13 protein-coding genes and 1 pseudogene are annotated in these 14,803 nt (G+C 69.0%); 4 read left to right on the top strand and 10 right to left on the bottom strand.

Features of this window, described 5'->3' with window-relative positions; translation table 11 throughout:
* Nucleotides 1-210: 210 nt before the first annotated feature.
* Nucleotides 211-1,038, bottom strand: a pseudogene (gene ppk2, locus E3T42_RS09925) (polyphosphate kinase 2); the annotation flags it as partial.
* Nucleotides 1,039-1,161: 123 nt separating this feature from the next.
* On the opposite strand from ppk2, the gene E3T42_RS09920 reads away from it, so the two are divergent.
* Nucleotides 1,162-1,893 carry an IclR family transcriptional regulator gene (locus E3T42_RS09920; protein WP_241976006.1) on the top strand — a complete coding sequence of 244 codons (732 nt, stop codon included), beginning with the start codon at nt 1,162-1,164 and terminating at the stop codon, nt 1,891-1,893.
* 186 nt (nt 1,894-2,079) lie between these two features.
* On the opposite strand, the gene E3T42_RS09915 is transcribed toward E3T42_RS09920, so the two are convergent.
* Complete coding sequence (locus E3T42_RS09915) at nt 2,080-2,466, bottom strand: twin-arginine translocase TatA/TatE family subunit (RefSeq protein WP_134365569.1); 387 nt, start codon at nt 2,464-2,466, stop codon at nt 2,080-2,082.
* 87 nt (nt 2,467-2,553) lie between these two features.
* On the opposite strand from E3T42_RS09915, the gene E3T42_RS09910 reads away from it, so the two are divergent.
* Entirely contained in the window at nt 2,554-3,186 is a 633-nt protein-coding gene (locus tag E3T42_RS09910) for an O-methyltransferase (RefSeq protein ID WP_134365570.1), read from the top strand.
* 105 nt (nt 3,187-3,291) lie between these two features.
* Here the strand turns inward: E3T42_RS09910 and E3T42_RS09905 are convergent, their stop codons facing one another.
* The 3 genes from E3T42_RS09905 to dapE form a co-directional block, all read right to left on the bottom strand.
* Nucleotides 3,292-3,468: a DUF3117 domain-containing protein gene (locus tag E3T42_RS09905; protein WP_134365588.1), complete on the bottom strand. Its 177-nt coding sequence runs from the start codon at nt 3,466-3,468 to the stop codon at nt 3,292-3,294.
* Between the two features lie 82 nt (nt 3,469-3,550).
* Complete coding sequence (locus E3T42_RS09900) at nt 3,551-4,768, bottom strand: hypothetical protein (RefSeq protein WP_241976004.1); 1,218 nt, start codon at nt 4,766-4,768, stop codon at nt 3,551-3,553.
* A complete protein-coding gene (gene dapE, locus E3T42_RS09895; protein WP_134365590.1) occupies nt 4,744-5,823 on the bottom strand; it encodes a succinyl-diaminopimelate desuccinylase in 1,080 nt (359 codons plus the stop codon). Before dapE ends, E3T42_RS09900 begins: the two co-directional genes overlap by 25 nt.
* A 32-nt stretch (nt 5,824-5,855) precedes the next feature.
* On the opposite strand from dapE, the gene dapD reads away from it, so the two are divergent.
* On the top strand, nt 5,856-6,836 hold the full coding sequence (gene dapD / locus E3T42_RS09890) for a 2,3,4,5-tetrahydropyridine-2,6-dicarboxylate N-succinyltransferase (RefSeq protein ID WP_134365571.1): 981 nt from the start codon (nt 5,856-5,858) through the stop codon (nt 6,834-6,836).
* A gap of 52 nt (nt 6,837-6,888) precedes the next feature.
* The gene (locus E3T42_RS09885; protein ID WP_241976002.1) at nt 6,889-9,588 is read left to right on the top strand and encodes a penicillin acylase family protein; all 2,700 of its coding nucleotides are present in this window, start codon (nt 6,889-6,891) and stop codon (nt 9,586-9,588) included.
* 19 nt (nt 9,589-9,607) lie between these two features.
* Here the strand turns inward: E3T42_RS09885 and E3T42_RS09880 are convergent, their stop codons facing one another.
* The 5 genes from E3T42_RS09880 to E3T42_RS09855 all read right to left on the bottom strand — a co-directional run bounded on the left by E3T42_RS09880 (nt 9,608) and on the right by E3T42_RS09855 (nt 14,766).
* Nucleotides 9,608-10,888, bottom strand: coding sequence for a citrate synthase (locus E3T42_RS09880; RefSeq protein WP_134365592.1), 1,281 nt, complete (start codon nt 10,886-10,888; stop codon nt 9,608-9,610).
* A 287-nt stretch (nt 10,889-11,175) separates the two neighbouring features.
* Nucleotides 11,176-12,279: a succinyldiaminopimelate transaminase gene (dapC, locus tag E3T42_RS09875; RefSeq protein ID WP_277612481.1), complete on the bottom strand. Its 1,104-nt coding sequence runs from the start codon at nt 12,277-12,279 to the stop codon at nt 11,176-11,178.
* Nucleotides 12,280-12,286: 7 nt separating this feature from the next.
* Nucleotides 12,287-12,610: a ferredoxin gene (gene fdxA, locus E3T42_RS09870; RefSeq protein ID WP_134365572.1), complete on the bottom strand. Its 324-nt coding sequence runs from the start codon at nt 12,608-12,610 to the stop codon at nt 12,287-12,289.
* Nucleotides 12,611-12,645: 35 nt separating this feature from the next.
* Nucleotides 12,646-13,671 carry a hypothetical protein gene (locus E3T42_RS09865; RefSeq protein WP_134365573.1) on the bottom strand — a complete coding sequence of 342 codons (1,026 nt, stop codon included), beginning with the start codon at nt 13,669-13,671 and terminating at the stop codon, nt 12,646-12,648.
* A gap of 666 nt (nt 13,672-14,337) precedes the next feature.
* Nucleotides 14,338-14,766, bottom strand: a complete 429-nt coding sequence (locus E3T42_RS09855) for a hypothetical protein (RefSeq protein WP_134410005.1) — start codon at nt 14,764-14,766, stop codon at nt 14,338-14,340.
* Between the last annotated feature and the right edge of the window lie 37 nt (nt 14,767-14,803).

The following is a 14,803-nucleotide window of genomic DNA, read 5'->3' as shown; positions in this document are numbered from 1 at the left end:
CTCCGCCGGGGACCCGGCCTGCCCTGCCGCCGCCTTCCTGGCGGCCTTGTCCTGCTTCGACTTCTCCTGCTTTGACTTTTCCTGCTTCGACTGCGACTTGGACGTCGCCGCCGTCTTCTTGGCGGTCTCCTTGGCGGCCGACTTCGACGCGGACCTCGATTTCGACGCGGACCCCGATTTCGATTTCCTGGACGCGGGCTTCGTCTGCCCCGGCTGGGCCAGCGTCGCGGCGTAGTCCGGAACCGGACGGTTCAGCTCGCGGGGCGGGCGCTCGTAGTCCGCCGCGACGGGCCGCGACGGGATGTTCACCGTGGGCGGTTCACGGTGCTCATACGGCACGATCGACAGGAGGTGGCTGATCATGTTGAGTCGGGCTGCGCGCTTGTCCTCGCTCTCGACCACCCACCAGGGCGCCTCGGGCAGGTCGGTGTGCACGAACATCTCGTCCTTGGCCCGGGAGTAGTCCACCCACTTGGTGATCGAGAACAGGTCCGTCCCCGAGAGCTTCCACCGCCGCATCGGGTCCTTCAACCGAGACCGGAAGCGCGCCTCCTGCTCGTGGTCGGACACCGAGAACCAGTACTTGACGAGCAGGATGCCGTCTTCGACCAGCATCCGTTCAAACAGCGGTGCCTGGTGCAGGAACCGGCGGTACTCGTCCGGCGTGCAGTAGCCCATCACGTGCTCGACGCCGGCGCGGTTGTACCAGGACCGGTCCATCAGCACGATCTCACCGGTCGAGGGCAGGTGCTCGATGTAGCGCTGGAAGTACCACTGCCCGCGCTCGCGCTCGGTCGGCACGGGCAGCGCGACGATGCGAGCGATCCGGGGGTTGAGGAACTCGGTCACCCGCTTGATCGCCGACCCTTTTCCGGCCGCGTCCCTGCCCTCGAAGATCACGACGATCCGGGCCCCGGAATCCTTGACCCACTCCTGCATGGCGACCAGTTCGGTCTGCAAACGCCGCAGTTCGGCGCTGTAGACGGCAAGGTTGACCCGCTTGGGCTTCGTTCGCGGATTCGACTCGGGGTTCGACATGGGCACGCTCCTCATACACCTGGCTTCAGCGTAGCGTGAGCGCCTAGCCCGATCCGGACGGCCTGATTACTCTGTGCAGGACAGGTGTGTCCAGCACCTGCCGACGAACACGGGAGCAGGATCTTGCCACAGCCCCAAACCCTCATTTCGTCGGTCCAGCGCGCGCTCAAGCTGGTGGACATCGTCGCCGACGCGGCCGGGCCGTTGCCGGTGAAGGCCATCGCGCGCGCGTCCGGACTCAGCCTCGGCACCGCCTACAACCTCACCCGCACCCTCGTGCACGAGGGTTACCTGGCCGCCGAGCCGGACGGCCTCGTGCTCGGGGCGCGCTTCCCGAGCCTGCGCGGCGACGACGGTCCCGGCGTGTTCACCGCCTTCGTGCGGCAGACCCTGCGCCGGGTCGCCCGGGAGCACGCCTCACCGGCCCAGTTCACGCGCTACCAGGCCGGCGAGGTGCACCTGGTGGACAGCGTCGACGCCGCCGGGGCGCCCAGGGTCGGCTTCCGGGCCGGTGCACCGCCGGCCGCCGTCGGGCGACAGATCCTGGCCCAGCTCAGCCGGGAGCAGCGCTCTGACTACCTGTCCCGGCATCCGTCGGAGCCGCCGCCCGCGCACTCCGCCGGCAACCGGCGAGTGCTTCGGGGCCAGCGACCACCCGGCACGGATGCCCCCGTTTCGCCCGATCCGGACCGGCTCGCCGCCTGCATCGCGGTCCCGGTTCGCGCCCCCGGCCTGATCGCGGTCCTGGCCGTCTCCGTGCCGGGTGACGGGGTCGACGCCGGAGCCGTGGTGCGGCGGCTGCGGGTCGCCGCCGACATCCTCTCGTGCCAGTTGGGCGCCTCCCCCCTGACCTAGTGGCCCACCGGGTCGCCCACCTCGGCGGCCCTCCCCCGCTCCCCCTCCCGCACGCCCTCCCCGCGGTTCCCCTAACGAATTCGACGGAGATTTTTCCGAATCAGCCCCAAATCGGCCCTAATCGGCCCTGAAACCGACTTCGAACTCAAAATCTCCGTCGAATTGGTTCGGCGCCCCGCGAACCGGTCAGGTGGCTTCGGAGTCGAACGGCGCCGGTTGCTGCGAGGCGGCCGCTTCACGGGCGCGCTTGCGTTGCAGGTAGGCCCCGTCCGGGTTGACGCCGGCCCGGGAGACGACGGCGGACTGTTCCTTCACCGGCTCGTCATCGCTGAGTGCTTCCCGGATGATCCGGCGCGGGTCATACTGACGCGGGTCGAGTTTCTTCCAGTCGACGTCGTCGAAGTCCGGACCCATCTCGTCCCGCATCCGGTCTTTGGCGCCGTTCGCCATGTTCCGGAGCTGCTTCACCAGGCGCGCGAGCTGCGCCGCGTAGTGGGGCAGTTTCTCCGGTCCGAGCAGGAAGACGGCGACAATCCCGATCAGGAGGATCTTCTCGAACGTCAGTCCAAACATTCACTCAGAATAACCCCCGGCGAGGCCTCCCCCGACCAGGCCCGGCCCACCCCTAGGCTTGACCCATTCACCTACTGGAGTTGCACTGTGTCTGACAAAGATCTGAACTGGAAGTTCTCCGACGATTCCGTCGTGGAATCCGACGCTGTGGCCAGGGCCAGGCAGCAATCCCTCGAGCTCGGGATCGACTCGATCTCGCCGGCCGTCGGTGCGCAATCCGCCGTGATCGCCGCGGCGACCGGGGCACGGAGCATCCTCGAGGTGGGTACCGGGGCCGGAGTCTCGGGCATCTGGCTGCTCAGGGGCGCTCCCGGCGCCACGCTCACGTCGATCGACACCGAGGTCGACCACCAGCTGCACGCCCGGGCCAGCTACCTCGAGGCCGGCATCCCCGCGAACCGGGTGCGCCTGATCACGGGCCGCGCCGCCGATGTGCTGCCGCGGATGAATGAGAACTCCTACGACATCGTCTTCGTGGACGCCGACCCGCAGTCCGTGATCGAGTACGTCGAGCATGCCCTGCGCCTGGCGCGTCCGGGTGGAACCGTTCTCGTGGCCCACGCGCTCTGGCGCGGCCGGGTCGCCAACCCCGCCCAGCGCGACGATGTGGCCACCGGTTTCCGCACCCTGCTGACCGAGATCGCATCCTCGACCGCCGTGATCAGCGCGCTCTCGCCGGTGGGCGACGGGCTGCTGCAGATCACCAAGATCCGGGCCTGAGCTGATCGGCGACCGTCCGGCCAAGCGGCCGTCCGCCTGGGCACAAGAAAATCGGCCACGCAGCCTGAGCCGCGTAGCCGATTTCGGTGATGTTTTGGGACGTGACTACACGGTCGACTGGACTACGCCGGCGAGTGCATCGTGAAGCTCTTTTGCTTCAGCGTCGTTCACAGAGACGACGAGTCGGCCTCCACCTTCGAGCGGAACCCGCACGATGATGAGGCGCCCCTCTTTTACAGCCTCCATTGGCCCGTCTCCGGTCCGTGGCTTCATGGCCGCCATGAACTCCCCTTCCATTCATTCGTCTGAACCTCCATTATCGACCATTGCGGCCCGAGACAGTAATTAGCGGCCCCGCCAGCCGCTAGGGCGGCGTCCAGTCCGCGCCGTCGACGCCCCAGCACAGCAACAACCAGCCCCACTGCCCGAGGATGCCCGCCAGCACCAGGGCGATGCGGTACCCGGTGTTCCGCGGCGGGGCGAGCGCTCCGAGCAGCGGGAACATCGGCATCAGCAGCCGGAACGTACTCGACTGCGGGAAGAAGACCGCGAGCAGGTACAGCGCGTAGCTGGCCAACCACAGGCGCAGATCGACGCCGAGACGCTTCACCGGGGGCAGGAATAACGCCGCGCCGAACAGGAGAATCAGCACGATGACGGCGACGATGCCGAGCGGCATCCCCAGCCACCAGACCCCGCTCTGGAACCACGCGGTGAACGGGATGAGCTCCTGGTAACCGATGTACGGCGCCCGCCAGGCGAGTTCGGTGTCGGTGTACGCGGTGATCGACCCGGTGCCGATCCAGGCGATGGCCGGCCAGGCGAGTCCCGCGAGCAGGCTGTACCCGGTGACGGATGCCGCCAGCACCCGGTCCGCCGCCGGGAACGGGTCCTGCCGGCGCGTGACAGCGCGGCACACCGTGTGCAGCCCCAGGGCGAGCGCGAAGGCGAGGCCACTCGGCCGCGTCAGGGCCATCACGGTGATCACCGGGAACAGCAAGGCGTAGCGACGTTGCAGCAGCAGGAGCAGGGCCAGGGTCAGCAGGAACAGGTACATCGACTCGGCGTAGCCGAACTGCAGGAGCGGCGACAGCGGCGCCACGCAGAACAACACCACCGAGAACAGAGCCGTCGACGAGTCCAGCACCCGTCGCATCAGCCGGTAGAACAGCAGTGCCGCGCCGAGGCTGAAGGCCACGGACACGAGGACGGCCATGGGCGCCCACGGCTGCCCGACCAGCACCATCAGCAGGCGCACGATCGCCGGATATCCGGGCATGAACGCCCAGGCGCTCTCCCCCACGTGCCCGTCCGCGGTGAACGGCAGGGTGGAGGGGTAGCCGACGACGGCAACGATGTTGTACCAGCGGCCGTCCCACATGTTCGCGAAGTCCGCGTATCCGGGCGAAGCGGACGTCCACGCGTTGGGTCCCTGCACGTTCGCCAGGAGCAGCACCAGCGCGGTGGTGACGATCCGGGACGCCGCCCAGATCAGGGTGACCCGCGCCCACCACGGGGTGGCGCAATAACGGGCCCGCCACGGGGCGGGCAGCACGGCTACCCGACGGGTGCGCTCAGCCATGAACGGAGGCCGTCCTCGCACTCCGTGATCTGCTGCAGGGCGACGCGCTCGTCGTCCGCGTGGGCCTTGAGCGGGTCACCCGGGCCGTAGTTGACGGCCGGGACGCCGAGCGCGGAGAAGCGTGCGACATCCGTCCAGCCGTATTTGGGGCGCGCCTCGCCGCCGACCGCGGCCATGAATTCCCGGGCCAGGACCGCGTCGAGCCCGGGGTGGGCTCCTTCCGCCCGGTCGACGATCGTGATCTCGTAACCCTGGAAGAGGTCCTCCAGGTGCATGACGGCCTCCGCCGACGTGCGACTGGGGGCGAACCGGTAGTTGACGTGCACCATGCACTCGTCGGGGATCACGTTGCCGGCGATGCCGCCGCTGATGCCGACCGCGTTCAGGCCCTCCCGGTAGACGAGACCCTCGACCTCGACCTCGCGCGCCTGATAGCCGGCAAGGATCTCGAGGATGGGTCCGACCTTGTGGATGGCGTTGTCGCCGACCCAGCTGCGCGCCGAGTGCGCGCGCAAACCGAAGGTGCGGATTTCGACGCGCACATTGCCGTTGCAGCCGCCCTCGATCCGGCTGTTGGTCGGCTCGCCGAGAATAGCGAAGTCGCCCTCGAACAGGTCGGGCCGGTTCCGGGCCAGGCGGCCGAGGCCGTTGAGGTCGTCGGCGACCTCCTCGTGGTCGTACCACATCCAGGTCACGTCGACGACGGGTTCGGTCAGTTCGGCGGCCAGCTTCAGCTGCACGGCCACGCCGGCCTTCATGTCGACCGTGCCGCGGCCCCAGAGGTAGTCGACACCGTCGATGGTCTCGAACCGGGTCGGCAGGTTGCGGTTCAGCGGAACCGTGTCGATGTGGCCGGCGATGACCACGCGCTGGGCCCGGCCGAGGTTCGTGCGGGCGACCACCGTGTCGCCGTCGCGGATGATCTCGAGGTGATCGAACCCGGCGAGCGCCTGCTCGATGGCATCGGCCAGGGCCGTTTCGTTGCCGGAGACCGACTCGATGTCGCAGATCACGCGGGTGAGTTCGATCGAGGACGCGGACAGGTCTAGAGTCACGGGGTTCTGGGGCACTCTACTAATCTAGAGCCATGACCACCGCCGTGTCCCCGCCGCCCGCCGTCCCCTCGAACGCCTGGGGCTACGGCCTGGCCACGGTCGCTGGCGACGGCACCGTGCTGGACACCTGGTTTCCGGCTCCCCGGCTCGGCACCCTGCCGGCGGGCCGCGACCGCTGGATCGTGCCGTCCGAGCTGGAGGAATTCGCGCGCGAGGATCCGCGCCGGAACGTCCGGGTGGAAGCCGTCACGGTGGAGATCGATCTCGCTGCCGCGCCGACCGGAACCTCCGACGCCTACCTGCGCCTGCACCTGCTATCCCACCTCCTCGTGCTTCCGAACAGCATCAACCTCGACGGCATCTTCGGCCACCTCCCCGCCGTGGCCTGGACCAACGCGGGCCCCATGCTGCCCGCCGATTTCACCCGGCTTCGCCCCTCGCTGCAGCGTCACGGCATCCAGACGACCGGGATCGACAAGTTCCCGCCGCTGCTCAACTACGTCACGCCCGACCGGGTCAGGATCGCGGATGCGTCCCGGGTGCGCCTCGGGGCCCACCTCTCCCCCGGCACGACCGTCATGCACGAGGGGTTCGTCAACTTCAACGCAGGCACGCTCGGCACCTCCATGGTGGAGGGCCGGATCTCCCAGGGCGTCGTCGTCGACGACGGCGCCGACATCGGCGGCGGGGCCTCGATCATGGGGACGCTGTCCGGCGGCGGCACCGAACGCGTGTCGATCGGCAAGCGCGCCCTGCTCGGCGCGAACTCGGGCGTCGGCATCTCGATCGGCGACGACACCGTGGTCGAGGCGGGCCTCTACGTGACGGCCGGCACCAAGGTGCTGCTGCCCGGCGCGCCGCGCACGGCGGATGGCGCCCTGCGCGCTGTGAAGGCCGTCGAACTCTCCGGGGTGCCCAACCTGCTGTTCCGTCGCAACTCGGTCTCCGGCGCGGTCGAGGTCCTGCAGCGCGACGGAACCGGCATCGTCCTGAACGACCAATTGCACGCATAACCTCGATTCCGGCATCCTTCTCGGGGTACGCTGCGAATCGAGAAGGAGTGACGTGGGAACCGACGCACCGCGCAGTAAACGCCACCGCAGGTTCGGGCTGGCCGTCACCGTCCTGGCCGTGTGCCTGAGCCTCGTGCTGCTGGCCTCCGGGGCGGGCGTCTGGACCGTGACCCGGTCGTTCCCGACGGTGTTCGGCGAGATCGCGCTGCGCGGCCTGGCAGCGGATGTCACGGTGTACCGGGACGAGGCCGGCATCCCCCAGATCGTCGCGAACACCGCGACCGACCTGTTCCGCGCCGAAGGCTACGTGCACGCCCAGGACCGGTTCTGGGAGATGGACTTTCGCCGGCACGTGACCAGCGGGCGGCTCTCCGAGCTCTTCGGGGCGAGCCAGGTCGGCACGGACACGTTCATCCGCACCCTCGGCTGGCGCGCGGTGGCCGAGCAGGAGGTCGCCCAGCTCGACCCCGTCACGCTGAGCTACTACCAGGCCTACGCGGAGGGCGTGAACTCCTACCTGGCCACGCACGAGGGCGCCGACCTCTCCCTCGAGTACGTGGCGCTGGCCCTGCAGAATCCCGGCTACACGCCCGAACCGTGGACCCCGGCCGACTCGGTCGCGTGGCTGAAGGCCATGGCCTGGGACCTGCGCTCCAACCTCGACGACGAGGTGGACCGGGCCCTCCTCGCCGGTAGTTTCAGCCCGGACGAGGTGGCGCAGCTGCATCCGTCGTACTCCTACGCGGATCATCCGACGATCCTCGACGGGGCGCCTCCCGAGCAGGCGGAGGCCGCAGCGGACGACGGGAACGTGAGCGACGGACAGACCGACGGTTCGGCCGACGGTTCGGCCGACGGGATAACCGGGGAGCCGGCCCAAACCGCTCTCGCCTCCGCCCTGACCGGGCTGCACGGCACGCTCGCGGGGGTGCCGGAGCTGCTCGGCCCGGCCGGTGCCGACAACGAGCTCGGCTCGAACTCCTGGGTGGTGTCCGGCGCGCACACGGACACGGGCAAACCGATCCTGGCCAACGATCCGCACCTGGGCGCGGTCATGCCCTCGGTCTGGTACCAGGTGGGCCTGCGGTGCCGCACCCTCAGCGCGGAGTGCCCGTTCGACCTCGCCGGGTACGGTTTCTCCGGGCTGCCGGGCATCATCATCGGCCACAACAGCCGCATCGCCTGGGGCTTCACGAATCTGGGGCCGGATGTCGCGGACCTCTACCTGGAAAAGGTCACCGGCAGCACCTACGAATACGACGGGGCACAGAAGCCCCTGCTGGTGCGCAACGAGCGGATCAAGGTGGCGGGCGGCGACCCGGTGAAGATCCAGATCCGGGCGACGGAGCACGGCCCGATCGTCAGCGGCCTGGACGGCACCGCCTTTCCGGGGATCGCGACGGAGTACCCGTCGGCGATCGACCTGCCCGACCTCGCCGTGCCGGAGGCCCCGGCAGCCCCGGCCGACCCGGCCGCGGCGGCACCCGCAGCGGCGCCGGCTCCCGAACCCACGAGCTACCAGCTGTCGCTGCAGTGGACGGCACTGACACCCGGGCGCACGGCATCCGCTGTCTTCGCTCTCGACGCCGCCACCGACTGGGCGAGCTTCCGGGCGGCGGCCCAGCTGTTCGACGTGCCGTCGCAGAACCTCGTCTACGCGGACGTGGACGGCAACGTCGGCTACCAGGCGCCCGGCCTGATCCCGATCCGCCGCGCCGGGGACGGCACCGTGCCGGCGCCCGGCTGGACCAGCCAGTACGGGTGGACCGGCTACATCCCGTTCGAGGAGCTGCCGCAGTCATACAACCCGCCGGCCGGCTTCATCGTGACCGCCAACAACTCCCCCGTCGGCCCGGACTACCCGTACCTCATCACCAAGGACTGGGACCTCGGCTACCGTGCGACGGAGATCACGAAACGCCTGCAGGCCAGCATCGATGCCGCCACCCCCCTCACCACAGCCATGATGAGCGAGATCCAGGCCGACACCTACAGCCCCCTGGCGGCCGCCCTCGTGCCCGCGCTGAAGAAGATCGCGCCCACCGACAAGACCCGGGCCGCCCTCGCCCTCTTCGACCACTGGGACTACCACCTCGACGCGGACAGCGCGGCAGCCGCCTACTTCAACATCATCTGGCGCAACCTGCTCGTGAACATGTTCGACGGCAAGCTCCCGGAAGGAACCTCGCTCACCGGCGGTGACCGTTCGTTCGCGATCGTGATCGGACTGCTCAACACCCCCGACTCGCCCTGGTGGAACAACGACAAGGTCGGGGCCGCGGGCCGCGACAGTATGCTCAAAAAGGTGGTCGGTCAGGCCGCCGCGGAGGCCGAGAAACTGATGGGGCCGGATGTCTCCGGCTGGGAGTGGGGCCGCATCCACACCCTCGAGATGACGCATGCGAGCTTCGGCAAATCCGGGATCGCACCGCTGGAGTGGCTCTTCAACCGCGGGCCGTATCAGGTCGCGGGCGGGTCATCCGTCGTCGACGCGGTCGGCTGGGACGCGACGGCCGGTTACGCGGTCGACTGGGTGCCGTCGATGCGCCAGGTCGTGAGCCTGGCGGACTGGGACAGGTCGACCTGGCTGAACCTGACCGGCAGTTCGGGGCATGCGTTCCACCCGAACTACGACGACCAGACCGAGCTCTGGCAACGCCAGGAGACCCGGCCGTGGCTCTTCTCGCTCGGCGCCGTCAAGGCGGCGGCCACCAACACCCTCGTGCTGCGTCCGCTCACCCGAACCAGGTGAGCGGTGCCGGCTCGGCTGCCTAGCGGCGCGGGAAGTCGCGGGCCGGGGAACCGATGTAGAGCTGCTGCGGGCGACCGATCTTGGTGGTCGGGTCCTCGTTCATCTCGCGCCAGTGGGCGACCCACCCGGGCAGGCGGCCGATCGCGAAGAGCACCGTGAACATGCTCGTGGGGAATCCCATGGCCTTGTAGATGACGCCGGTGTAGAAGTCGACGTTCGGGTACAGCTTGCGTTCCTTGAAGTAGTCGTCGTTCAGGGCGATGTGCTCGAGTTCCTTGGCGATGTCGAGCAGGTCGTCCTTGACGCCCAGGGCGGCGAGCACCTCGTCGGCGCTCTCCTTGACCAGCGTCGCCCGCGGGTCGTAGTTCTTGTAGACCCGGTGGCCGAAGCCCATCAGGCGAACGCCCTGTTCCTTGTTCTTGACGCGCTCGACGAACTTCTCGACGCCTTCACCGGATGCCTTGATCTCGCCGAGCATCTTCAGGACGGCTTCGTTCGCGCCGCCGTGAAGCGGGCCGGAGAGCGCGTTGATGCCCGCGGACACCGAGGCGAACAGGTTGGCTTCGGTGGAGCCGACGAGGCGCACCGTCGAGGTCGACGCGTTCTGCTCGTGGTCCTCGTGCAGCATCAGCAGGCGCTCGAGCGCCTTGCTGACCACGGGGTTGACCTCGTAGGGTTCGGCGAGGGTGCCGAAGATGAGGCGCAGGAAGTTGTCCACGTAGCCGAGCGAGTTGTCGGGGTAGAGGAACGCCTGGCCGATGCTCTTCTTGTAGGCGTAGGCGGCCATCACGGGCAGCTTGGCGAGCAGGTGCACGGTGGCCAGTTCGACCTGTTCCGGGTCGTTCGGGTTGAGCGAGTCCTGGTAGTACGCGGCCAGCGCCGACGTGCCGGCGGACAGAACGGCCATCGGGTGGGCGTTGTAGGGCAGCACGTCGAAGAGGCCCTTGAGGTCTTCATGCAGCAGGGTGTGGCGACGGATGCGGGTGTCGAACGCTTCGAGTTCGCTCGCGCTGGGCAGGGTGCCGTAGATCAGCAGCCAGGCGGTCTCGAGGAAGTTCGAGTTCTGGGCGATCTGCTCGATCGGGAAGCCGCGATAGCGGAGGATGCCCTTGTCGCCGTCGATGAAGGTGATCGCCGAGCGGGTCGCCGCGGTGTTCACGAACCCGGAGTCGAGCGTGATCAGGCCCGACTGGCGGGTGAGGGTGGAGATGTCGATGCCCGACGCGCCGGCGGTGCCGCGCACGATCGGTAAGTCTGCGGACCCGCCCGGGAACGTCAGCGTGGCTCGCTGGGGTTCGATGGACGGTTCGCCGGCCGGTACGTTCGCGGCCTCATCGGCCGGCTCGCTGGCTGGTGTTCGCTGCGCAATGTCGCTCACGGCGGCTCCCTGGGTCTGACTGAGTGTCACTGAATATCACTACCTAACCGTCTGGTGACTGACCGTCTGTGGCGATTGGCCACAGCACACCGATGTGTCTGTAGACGTCAACGCGGATACAGCCTAATAGGCTCAGCCGCCTACTGTTGCATTCGCCAAGAATGCCCCCTCTCGGTTAGAGGTAGTTGACAAGGCCGCGGATGCCTGATTCACCCGGCCCGGAGCCTCGCTGCGGCGGCCCCGATTCGCTCATCGGTGGCCGTGAGCGAGAAGCGCACGTGCTGGGGATATCCGTCGCCATAGAAATGGCCGGGGCCGGCGAGGATGCCCAGATCCGCCAGACGGGCGATCGATTCCCACGCGTCGACACCCTCGGTGGCCCACAGGTACAGCCCCGCCTCGCTGTGCTCGACGCGGAAGCCGGCCGCGACCACGGCGGGCAGCAGCACGGCACGGCGTGACCGGTACCGTTCACGCTGCACGGCCACGTGCTCGTCGTCGCCCAGCGCGGCCACCATGGCGGCCTGCAGGGGTGCGGGAAGCATCAGGCCGGCATGCTTGCGCACGGTCAGCACCCGCGCGAGCAGGTCGGCGCAGCCGGCGGCGAACGCCCCGCGGTAGCCGGCCATGTTCGACTGCTTGCTCAGGGAGTAGATCGCCAGCACGTTGCTTCGGTCGGTGCCGGCGACCCGAGGGTCGAGGATGCTGGGGATCGGCTCGGTGTCCCAGCCGTCGGTCCAGCCCAGTTCGGCGTAGCACTCGTCCGAGACGATCACCGCGCCGAGCTCCCGGGCCCGATCGACCGCGGCACGGAGGTGCGCGACCGGGAGCACCCGGCCGTCCGGGTTGCCCGGGCTGTTCAGCCAGATCAGCCTGGTCGTGGCCGGCCACTCGGCCGGGTCGTCGGAGGCGAGCGCCTCGGCCCCGGCGATGGCCGCGCCGATGCTGTAGGTCGGGTAGGCGGCCAAAGGGTGCACCACCGTGTCGCCCTCACCGACGCCGAGCATGAACGGCAGCAGCGCCACCATCTCCTTGGACCCGATGGTCGGCAGCACATTCTTCTCGGTGAGGCCGATGACGCCGCGCCGGCGCCCGTACCAGGCGATGATCGCCTGCAGCAGCTCCGGGGTCCCGGCGGTCTGCGGGTAGGCGTGGGCGTCGGTGGCGGCCGCCAGCGCCGTGCGAATGACCTCGGGCGTCTGGTCGACCGGGGAGCCGATCGACAGGTCGACGATGCCGTCGGCGTGGGCGCGGGCCCGGGCCGCGAACGGAACCATCTGGTCCCACGGGTAGTCGGGGAGCGGCTTCAGCACGCGCAGGTCACGCCTGGACCTGCGGGGGCAGGGCGGCAATGATGGGGTGGTCCTTGTGGATCACGCCGATTTTGGCCGCGCCGCCGGGAGAGCCGAGGTCGTCGAAGAACTCGACGTTGGCCTTGTAGTACTCGGCCCACTGCTCGGGGGTGTCGTCTTCGTAGTAGATGGCCTCGACCGGGCAGACGGGCTCGCAGGCACCGCAGTCGACGCATTCGTCGGGGTGGATGTAGAGCGAGCGGTCACCCTCGTAGATGCAGTCGACCGGGCATTCGTCGACGCAGGCGCGGTCTTTCACATCGACGCACGGCAGTGCAATGACGTATGTCACGGGTGGGGAGCTCCCTTCACGAGCGGAATATCAGTCTATTGCGAACCCGGCCGGGCCGGAATTCGAGGCCAGGCGAGCACGAGGGTGGCCACCAGCGCCGGCACGACGGTCCACAGCATGCCGGGAAGGCCCTGGGGAACGAGCACGGAGCCCCCCGTGCTGCGCAGCGACAGCAGGAAGATGCTGCCGAGCAGCCCCAGCGCGCAGAACAGGACGATCATGCGGTCGCCGAGCACCAGACGGAGGCCGACCAGCAGCGCGGTCACTCCGGTCAGGGCCAGGATCAGTCCCACCGGGATCGTGACCGGTCCGATCGGCACGGTGGCCTGGTGCGCGATGGTGCCGACCACGCCGAAGGCCGCACCGATCAGCAGGGCGAAGACGCCGGCCAGGGCGCGGCTGACCAGTCCCGGCTCCGCGGCGACCTCGGCGGCGGCCCGGTGCGGGGATTCCAGGCGCAGATAGGTCTCGGTGCCGCCGATCACGACCGGCACGGCGCCCGTGCCTGAGCCCGTGCCGGTGTTTGGGCCCGTGCCGGCGCCGACCGGGAGCACGGTGTGACCCGTGACGCTCCAGCGCCCGGGGTAGGCCCAGACGGCTCGCAGCTTCTGCTCGACGTGGTCGCTGACGTCGATCGCGACGATGCGCTGGCCGATGGCCCCCGACACGCTGCGGCTGGCGAAGACGGGCACGTGCAGGGTGTCGGCGGCCCCGACGGCCGCGTCGCGGAGGCGCTCGTCCTCGGTGCCGATCACGAGGGCGGTGGCCTGAATCTCGTCGAGCACGTCGGCCACGGCCGCGGCCAGGGCCTGCCGGTCCGGCCCGGCTTCCGGCGAGGCGACGGATGCCGCGGGCAGCATCCGCCAGTCGCTCACGTCCAACTCCGCCATCGCCGAGCCCACGGCGGCGTCGTCGCCCCCGGCGGCGGCGCCGGACGCCCCGAACAGCACGACGACCTCGGCTCCGTCGGAGCGCAGCCGGGAGATAGTGCCTCCGGTGAGCAGGGCCTCCTGACCGGGACGGTCGTGCAGGAACACGACTCGCTCTGCGCTGCCGGACATGACCATCGATGAGCTCCACTGCGGTTGTGACGGGCGGACACCCACCGATGCATAATAGCTGGACACAGGCGCGGAATCGAAGCTAGAGTGTGCTGGGTTAGGTTAACCTAACCACACTTACCCGCCAGGCCACCAGCAATGTGAACCAGGACGTACCGTGCTCGCCAACTACCTGATCGGCCTCCGCGAAGGTCTCGAAGCCGCTCTGATCGTGACCATCCTCGTGGCCGACGTCGACGATCGGCCGCCGTTCAGGCCACCGGCGAGTCCACGCTGCCGCTGGCCGGAGCCGCGTTGGGCATCCTCACCGCAGTCGTCCTCGGCTGGCTGATCTACGCGGGCATGGTGAAGATCAACCTCGCGAGGTTCTTCACCTGGACCGGGCACCATCAACTTCTCCCCCGCCACCACCTGGCTGCAGCTGGTCGCCTGGCTCGGGTACACGATCCCGGTGATGACGCTCTTCATCCGGCAGGGCCGCCAGGGCAGCCGGCCGCGCCTCGCCGCTCCGGAACAGGCGGCGTCCGACCGGGGGCCCGCCTCGGTCACGCACTGACCGTTCCCGAGCTTGCCGCCGACAGTGCCCGTTCCGGTCGAGAGTGACCGGCGAAGCGGTCACTCTCGACCGGAACGGGCACTAAAGGGAGGGCGGGGAGGGGCCGGGTATTAGGCGGCCGGGTTGACCGTGTAGAGCACGCCCTCGGGGGTGCCGGCGAGCACGACGGACCAGGTGCCGTTCGTCAGAGCGGCCACGCCGGCCTCGCCGACGTTCGCGGTGGCACTCGTGTCGGAGCTGAAGCCGGCGTCCTCGAGCTTCTTCTTGGCATCGGCGAGGGGGTCGGCGGCCGAAGTGGCGACCGTGACCACCCAGCCCGTGTCGCCGTTCGTCGTGTTTGCGGCGCCGAAGCCGAGGTTCCCGTCGATGACCGGGATCTCCTTGGGCCAGCCCGCCGGCAGCTCCCCGGCGAGGCTCACGTCGCCGCCGGTGGCCTCTTTCACGGCTCCGTTGACCGCACCGCCGACCGTTGCGCCGGAACAGCCGGAGAGCAGGAGCATCGCTGCCACGGCAACGGCCGCCACTCGTGCACATTTCATTTCCATCGTCAGGCTCGTTTCTGGTGTCGTTTGTGCG

Source organism: Cryobacterium sp. TMT4-10 (assembly GCF_004403275.1).
Classification (GTDB): Bacteria; Actinomycetota; Actinomycetes; order Actinomycetales; family Microbacteriaceae; genus Cryobacterium; species Cryobacterium shii.
This window is presented reverse-complemented; position numbering and strand designations above follow the sequence as displayed.

What these genes read in the sequence shown, in the direction of transcription:
- E3T42_RS09915 (WP_134365569.1), bottom strand. Translation starts at nt 2,466, where the DNA reads ATGTTTGGACTGACGTTCGAGAAGATCCTCCTGATCGGGATTGTCGCC.
- E3T42_RS09905 (WP_134365588.1), bottom strand. Translation starts at nt 3,468, where the DNA reads ATGGCGGCCATGAAGCCACGGACCGGAGACGGGCCAATGGAGGCTGTA.
- E3T42_RS09900 (WP_241976004.1), bottom strand. Translation starts at nt 4,768, where the DNA reads ATGGCTGAGCGCACCCGTCGGGTAGCCGTGCTGCCCGCCCCGTGGCGG.
- dapD (WP_134365571.1), top strand. Translation starts at nt 5,856, where the DNA reads ATGACCACCGCCGTGTCCCCGCCGCCCGCCGTCCCCTCGAACGCCTGG.
- E3T42_RS09865 (WP_134365573.1), bottom strand. Translation starts at nt 13,671, where the DNA reads ATGTCCGGCAGCGCAGAGCGAGTCGTGTTCCTGCACGACCGTCCCGGT.
- E3T42_RS09855 (WP_134410005.1), bottom strand. Translation starts at nt 14,766, where the DNA reads ATGAAATGTGCACGAGTGGCGGCCGTTGCCGTGGCAGCGATGCTCCTG.